7 protein-coding genes and 1 pseudogene are annotated in these 6903 nt (G+C 68.4%); all 8 read right to left on the bottom strand.

The annotated features are described in order from the left end of the window. Positions 1-622: nucleoside-diphosphate sugar epimerase/dehydratase (locus FKP22_RS16510; protein ID WP_375140590.1), on the bottom strand; the 622-nt coding region annotated here is incomplete at its 3' end. A gap of 22 nt (positions 623-644) precedes the next feature. Further along, complete coding sequence (locus tag FKP22_RS16505; protein ID WP_141288550.1) at positions 645-1775, bottom strand: glycosyl hydrolase family 18 protein; 1131 nt, start codon at positions 1773-1775, stop codon at positions 645-647. A 22-nt stretch (positions 1776-1797) separates the two neighbouring features. Then, positions 1798-2391 carry a sugar transferase gene (locus FKP22_RS16500; protein WP_141288549.1) on the bottom strand — a complete coding sequence of 198 codons (594 nt, stop codon included), beginning with the start codon at positions 2389-2391 and terminating at the stop codon, positions 1798-1800. 13 nt (positions 2392-2404) lie between these two features. Then, entirely contained in the window at positions 2405-3574 is a 1170-nt protein-coding gene (locus FKP22_RS16495; protein WP_141288548.1) for a DegT/DnrJ/EryC1/StrS family aminotransferase, read from the bottom strand. Next, positions 3571-4887, bottom strand: a complete 1317-nt coding sequence (locus FKP22_RS16490; protein ID WP_141288547.1) for a glycosyltransferase family 4 protein — start codon at positions 4885-4887, stop codon at positions 3571-3573. The genes FKP22_RS16495 and FKP22_RS16490 overlap by 4 nt, the downstream gene beginning before the upstream one ends. Next, complete coding sequence (locus tag FKP22_RS16485) at positions 4884-5978, bottom strand: glycosyltransferase (protein ID WP_375140589.1); 1095 nt, start codon at positions 5976-5978, stop codon at positions 4884-4886. The genes FKP22_RS16490 and FKP22_RS16485 overlap by 4 nt, the downstream gene beginning before the upstream one ends. Further along, on the bottom strand, positions 5975-6574 hold the full coding sequence (locus FKP22_RS16480) for an acyltransferase (protein ID WP_141288545.1): 600 nt from the start codon (positions 6572-6574) through the stop codon (positions 5975-5977). Before FKP22_RS16480 ends, FKP22_RS16485 begins: the two co-directional genes overlap by 4 nt. Further along, positions 6571-6903, bottom strand: a pseudogene (locus FKP22_RS16475) (polysaccharide biosynthesis protein); the annotation flags it as partial. The gene FKP22_RS16480 and the pseudogene FKP22_RS16475, both read right to left, overlap by 4 nt.

Here is a 6903-nt window from a genome sequence, read left to right as displayed (position 1 = left end):
GCACCGGCACGCCGGCAATGCGCGCACCCTGCTTGGCGGCGTCATCGTCCAGCAGCCCAGTGACGATCCAGCCCTGGTGCTGAATGCCGGCCAGCAAACGCTTTGCCGCCTCGCCTGCGCCCAGCACCAGCGCGCGGCGCGGCTCGGTGCCGTTGCTGCCGGCAATGCGGGCACGGGCGTGCTCGTACAGCATGCGGTAGGCCACGCGCACCATGCAGACGGCCATCAGGCTGAACAGCGGGTGCAACGCCAGCACGGAACGCGGCACCTGGTAGAGCTGCAGGCCCATGACGGCTGCGGCACTCGCGAGGCCGGCAGCGCCGCACGCAAACGTCAGCCGCTTGACCTCGCCGAAGCCGGAGAAGCGCCACATGCTTTGCGGCACCTTCAGCAGCGCAAAAGCAGCGAGATAAGCCGCGACCACACCCAGCAGCACCCAGCCGTCATACCACGGCCGCGCATCCCACCAGCGCTCGAAGCCGAGTCGGAACAAGTAGGTGGCGTTCCAGGCCAGTGCCACCATCAGCGCGTCGATCGCCAGGCTCAGCGGCGCGCGGTGCGGCCGCAGCCGGGCCAGCAGTTGTTCCAGGCGCAACCAGCGCGAAGCAGTGGGGACAGTCATCGGCTTCAGTGGTTTCGCAGGCTCAGGGCTTGAGGCCGGCGGTCACGGCATCCCAGAACGCCGCGTCTTCATAGCCCATGGCCCAGACGCTGGTGCCGCCCAGGCCCAGGCTGCGCACCAGCGCGGTCTTGACGGCCAGGCTTTGCGCGTCGTCGAACCACAGCACGGGCTGGCGGGTGGCCTTGCTCCAGGGCTTGCCATCGCGCTGCGGTGTCACAGTGCCCCAGCTGGCGGACGGCGTGGCCGAGGCGCTGTCTCGCACCATCACTGCGCCAGCGTGCGCAGCGATGGTCTTGCCATACTTGGACCAGTACACGACCTTGCCGGTGCTGTAGTCGTAGCCATAGGCCGGCAGGCCGGACAGCACCTTGGCCGCGGGCACACGCGCCAGCGTGTAGCCCAGCACCGCCTGCTGCCAGTCCAGGCCGGACTCCGGGCCCGGCCATTTGCCATGGTTGAAGCCGGTGGTGCACCAACCGGGGCCGACCTCGTCATAGGTCATCACCTGCAGCCAGTCGACCGAGACGCCCAGTGCCGCGTAGTCGTAGCCGGCCAGCCAGGGCGAGGATGTGTCGTCGAACTTCGGCGGCACGCTGAGGATGAGCTTCAGCCCTTGCGCATGCAGGCGCGCGGCCAGGTCCGCCACGAAGGACGAGAACGCCGTGGCATTGCCTTCCTCCACCGCTTCCCAGTCCAGGTCGATGCCGGCAAAGCCTTGCCCCACGGCAAGCTGCAGCATCGCGCTCAGCGAAGCTTCCCGCGTCGCCGCGCTGGCCAGGATGCCGCGCGACACGGCCGGGTCGAATTCGCCCAGCGCGTCGCTGTAGTCCGACACCGTGGGGTACAGCGGCAGCGCCTTCTTTTTCGCGAACTTGATGATCTTCTGCGTAGTGCTGCTCATGCCCACGTCGCTGAGCGAGCCGTCGGCCAGCAGCGACCAAGTCGAGCCCAGCCCGACGGCACCCAGCTGCGCGTAGAACGCCTGCAGGTTGGTGTAGGCCACGGGCACCTGGCCGTCGGTATAGGCCAGCACCAGTGGCGCAGCCGTTGCGGCTGAGATCTGCGACGGCAGCACGCCTGCAACGCTCATTGCGGCGAGAGCACCAAGCAGCTGACGCCGGGTCGGTTGGCCGATGAATTGGGTGGAGGTCATTGGGTTTCCAGACGGCAAGGCTTCAGCCTCGCAACAAGACGCGCAGCGAGCGCAGCAGCACGCCCAGATCGGTCCACAGCGACGCGCTCACCGCATACTCGGCCGCGCAAGCCAGCTTGGCCGGCAGGATCACCTCGCGGTATTCACGCTCGGGATCCGCCGCAGCGGCCAGTTGTTCGCCTTCGTTGCGAAAGCGCAGCGAAGCCGGGTCGGTGATGCCGGGGCGCACAGACAGCACCTGGGCCTTCAGCGTTTCGGGATACAGCGCGACGTAGCGCGGCACCTCGGGGCGCGGTCCCACCAGGCTCATCGTGCCTTGCAGCACGTCGATCAGCTGAGGCAGCTCGTCCACGCGGTGTGAGCGCAACCAGGCGCCGACGCGGGTGATGCGCGCATCGGCGCCCACGGTCAGCAGCCCGGCGGCTTCGGCGTCCACGCGCATCGTGCGGAACTTGTGGATGCGAAACGGCACGCCGAAGCGGCCCACGCGCTGCTGGCGAAAGAACACCGGGCCGGGCGAATCGAGCTTGATCAGCAGAGCCACGATCAGCCCAGGTAACAGCAGCGCTGCCAAGCCCAGTGCCGAAGCCAGCAGGTCGAACAGCCGTTTGGCCACCGCAACCAAGCCCTCAGTCCACCAGCGCGCGCCGCAGCGAGGACACCACGCGGGGCACGTCAGCGTCCGTCATGCGCGTGTACAGGGGCAGGCTCAGCATGCGCTCATAGGCCAGCTGGCTTTGCGGAAAGTCCTCGGCGCGCAACTGGTAACGGTCGCGCCAGTACGGCTGCTGGTGCAGCGGGATGTAGTGCACGCTGCAACCAATGCCGTCCTTGAACAGCGCTTCGATCACGGCGTCACGGCCAATGCGGGTGCCCTCGGCCAGGCGGATGGCATACAGGTGCCAGCTGTGCAGCTCGCCCGCCGGCGGCTGCGGCGGCAGGACGACGGGCAACTCGGCCAGCGCCGCGTTGTACTGCGCGGCGAGTTCGGCGCGGCGCAGCTGGAAACCACGCGCGCGGCCCAGCTGATGCAGCCCCAACGCCGCGGCTATGTCGGTCAGGTTGTACTTGAAGCCGGGCGCGACGATCTCGTAGTACCAGCTCGGCACCTTGGCGGTGAAGCGGTCGAACGCATCGCGGCTGATGCCGTGCAGGCGCATGACCTTGGCGCGCGCGGCCAGCTCCGGGTCGCGCGTCACCAACATGCCGCCTTCGCCGGTCGTCATGGTCTTGTTGGCGTAGAAGCTGAAGACGGTTGCGTCACTCTGCAGCGTGCCGATCAGCTCGCCCTTCAGCGTGGTGGGCAGCGCGTGCGCCGCATCTTCGACCACCTTCAGGCCATGCTTTTTCGCAATCGCCAGGATCGCCACCATGTCGCAGGCCAGGCCGCCGTAGTGCACGGGGATGATGCACTTGGTGCGCGGCGTGATCGCGGCCTCGATCTTGGTCGGGTCAATGCACAGCGTGGCCGGATCAATGTCGACCAGCTTCACGTCCGCGCCCAGGTAGCGGGCCACCTCGGCGCTTGCGGTGAAGGTGTGCGTGGTCGTGATGACTTCGTCGCCGGGGCCAACGCCCAGCGCTTCTAGCGCCAGGTGCAGGCCGGCAGTGGCCGAATTCACCGCGATGGACTGCAGCGACGCATCGCCCAAGAATTCGGTGAACATCGCCTCGAAGCGCTTGGCCTTGGGGCCGGTGGTCACCCAGCCGGAGCGCAAGGTGTCCACCACCTCGGCAATTTCCTCCTCACCGATCTCGGGCAAGGCGAACGGCAGGAAGGGCAACGGTTCAGTGCTCATGGACGACGAGGGGATTGGGAGGGACGGGGCGGCAAACCCTGGATTGTGGACTGACCCGGGCGCGGCGCCGACGGCATGCAGGCTGCAAGGAATCGCTTGGCCAGCACCGGGTAGGCATGCTCGGCCAGCACGAAGGTCCGGCCCCGCTTGCCCATGGCCTTGCGCGTGGCAGCCGGCAGGCCCAGCAGTCGCTTGACGCCTTCGGCCACCGCCTCTGGCGACTCGGGCGGCACGGTGATGCCTGCGCCCGCTTCGGCCACCGGGTCGTTGCCCGCCTCCACCGCATGCAGCACCGGGCAGCCGGCCATCATGTAGTCCATCAGCTTGTTCGGCGCAATGCCGAAGCGGTAGATCGGCACGCGCTGCCAGCCGATGTAGGCGACTTCGATGGCAGCGAGGAAGGACGGGATCTGTGCCTTCGGGATGGTCCCGCACCAGTGCACGCGGGCGGACAAACCTTCCTGCTCGATGCGCCTGACCAGCCGCTCACGCTCGTGCCCGTCGCCGACCAGCACGAACTCGACCGGCGAATCGGCCAGCAGCTTGGCACCGTCCAGCAGCGTGTCCAGCGCGTTGGGCCGGCCCATCGAGCCGGCGTAGCCGACCACGTGGCGGCCGGCCCTGTGCGCAGCGCCGATGCAGGCCGCCACCTCGGCCTTCAGCGGCTCGGGCCTGCCATCCCATTCCTCCGGCGAAATGCCGTTGGGCACGATCACCAGTTTCTTCAGGTCCAGCCCGCGCGAGGCCATGTGCTCGTGCACCTTGGGCAGCATCGAAACCACGACATCCGCATCCCTGTAAGCCGCGCGCTCGGCGCTGCTGCAGATCAGCGCAAACGGGTGCCACGGCGACATGCCCGACAGCTCGATGGGCGACAGCGGCCACAGGTCATGCACCTCGAAAACCAGCTTCGCCCCCGCCTTGCGCGCCAGGCGCTGGGCGATCCAGATGTCCATCGGATAGGTGCTGGAAGCGATCACCACCTGCGGCTTCAGCTCGGCCACCAACGCGTCCGCCTGCTGCCAGACCTGGGCCAGGAAGCTGGCAATGTTGCGCATGCGGCCCATGCCATTGCCCTGATAGGCAGGGGTGTCGAACCAGCGGTAGGCAATGCCGTCAATCGTCTCGCTCGTGCCGTCTGCCCCGGCGTTCGGGTCCAGCTGTGGCTGCTTCGCCCGCACATGCGAGAAGCTGGCCGCCAGCATCGTGACGGCATGGCCGGCGCGCACCCATTCGCGCGCCAGGTAGTACGGCCGGTATTCCATGCCCAGCGCGGGCGAGCCGGCGTAGTGATTGAGGTACAGGATGTTCATGACAGGGCTTGCAGTCGCTGTACATAGGCTGCAACGCTGCGTGGAAACAAGGCGTGCTGCACGACCCATTCGCGGTTGGCAGCGGCGACCTCGCCGCCACGCAGTGCCAGCGCGGCCAATCGCGGGCGGGAAAGCACTTCGCCATCCGCCAGGACCACGCCATTGCGGCCATCGGCCACCAGCTCCCGGTTGGCCGGCAAGTCCGACAGGATGGGCACGCAGCCGTGGGCCATGGCCTCCAGCACCGAGACCGAGACCGAATCGCTCTGCGGCAGGCTGAGGTACCAGCCAGCGCGGGCATACCAGCGGGCCTGGGTGGCGGCGTCCAGCCGGCCCACGAAGCGCACGCGTCCCTGCAACTGGCGATCTCGGGCCACCTGTGCTTCCAGCCCGGCGCGCAGCGAGCCGTCATGCGCGAGCACCAGCCGCGCCTCGGCCCAGTCCGCCGCCAGCGCGGCGAACACCGCGAGCACGCGCTGCGGCTGGTAAATGGGCTCCAGGCCGCGGTTGGCAAAAAACAGGTTTGCATCCTTCGCGCCAGGTGCCGGCGGCAGCGCTTCGAGGCCGAATGGAAAGATCATCACCTCCCCTGCGCCCAGTGCCCGCATGCGCGCCGTCATGTGCTGCGAGTCACTTGTGCACAGCGTGCAGGCCCGCAGCACGCGGCCGGTGACCCAGCGCATCAGCGCGCTGCGCCCAGGCGTGACCAGGATGTCCGAACCCCAGGCCGAGCCGGCGATGCGGGCCTGCACGCCGAACACCCGCACCGCCAGCCAGGCCAGCGTGCCGTGCGAAGTCAGGTAGTGCGGCGCCAGCCAGTCGGGCCGCACGGCTTTCAGCCAACGCGCCAGCCGCGGCAGCTGGCGCAGCAGCCCGCCATTGCCACCTTCGAACTGCATCGCATGGCCGAGCGCCAACCGGCGCTCGGCCGGCAGCAAGGCCTCGATCTCCGGCAGGAAACCGCGGCTGGAAACAGCATGCAGCTCGACCTGCTGCGACAACGCGGCCAGCGCCCGCACCCACTTCAGCAGGTGCGGGCTCTCGCCGTCGCCGATCAGCACCAGACGGAGTGGCGTTCGCAAGGGACTCACGTCACGGGCCCGGCCCAGGCGTCGTACAGCGGGCGCAGTTCGGGGAAACGTTCCAGCAGCCGCTCGTCAGCGCGCCGGCTATCGCCGACCACACGGGCCGGCCGGCCTTCGAGGATCACGAAATCCGGGAACTCCCCTCGCACAAAGCTGCCGGCACAGACCAGCGTGCCGCGGCCCAGTCTGGTGTTGGCCTCGATCAGCGAATGCGGGCCGATGAAGCTGTAGGCGCCGATCTCCACAGGCCCGGCGATCCAGCCCGGCCGCTCACCGAAGCCCGCCGCCGGCCAGCGCACGAAACCTTCGCCCATCAGCCGTGCCGAGCGGTGCGAGCTGTGGGTCACGATGGCGCAGTGGCTGGTGATCTGCACCCCCTCGCCCAGCGTGATGCCACCACTGGCTTCCAGGTAGTTGAACGGGCCGATGTAGACGTGGTCGCCCATCACCAGCTTGTCCTCGGCCTCCAGGTGCGCGGCGGGGGAGATGCGCGTGTGAGGCAGCAGCTTGCCGCCGGAGCGCTCGCCAAAGACGATGCGAAACAGCAGCGAGCGCACCAGGCGCCGGCGGCAGCGATTCAGGAAAGCATTGAACGAAGTCACGGCCGCGATTCTTCCACCACCGGCTCGGTGGCCGTGTCATCGTCCACCGGCCAGAACGCCAGTTGCAGCAAGTAGTAGCCGAAGTACAGCAGCATCGCGCCCGAAACCGCCCAGCCCGCCCCGGTCAGCCCGCCCCAGTGCAGCCCGGCCGCCAGCGCGGCCACGAAGGCCACCTGCCCCACCAACGCCAGCTTCAGCGCCCAGGCTTGCGCCTGCCAGGCCATGGTCACCACCGCCAGCGGCGCCGAGACGAAATGCAGCCCGATGTAGACCGCCAGCGCCCGCGCCAGCTCACCAGCCTCGCGCCATTCGGCCCCGAACAGCCAGGC

Source organism: Ideonella azotifigens (genome assembly GCF_006519715.1).
Lineage (GTDB): Bacteria > Pseudomonadota > Gammaproteobacteria > Burkholderiales > Burkholderiaceae_C > Ideonella > Ideonella azotifigens.
The sequence above is the reverse complement of the archived record's forward strand: the minus strand, read 5'-3'. Positions and strand labels throughout refer to the sequence as shown.

Excerpts from the sequence above, each read along its gene's own strand:
- FKP22_RS16505 (WP_141288550.1), bottom strand. The coding sequence starts at position 1,775 with ATGACCTCCACCCAATTCATCGGCCAACCGACCCGGCGTCAGCTGCTT.
- FKP22_RS16495 (WP_141288548.1), bottom strand. The coding sequence starts at position 3,574 with ATGAGCACTGAACCGTTGCCCTTCCTGCCGTTCGCCTTGCCCGAGATC.
- FKP22_RS16490 (WP_141288547.1), bottom strand. The coding sequence starts at position 4,887 with ATGAACATCCTGTACCTCAATCACTACGCCGGCTCGCCCGCGCTGGGC.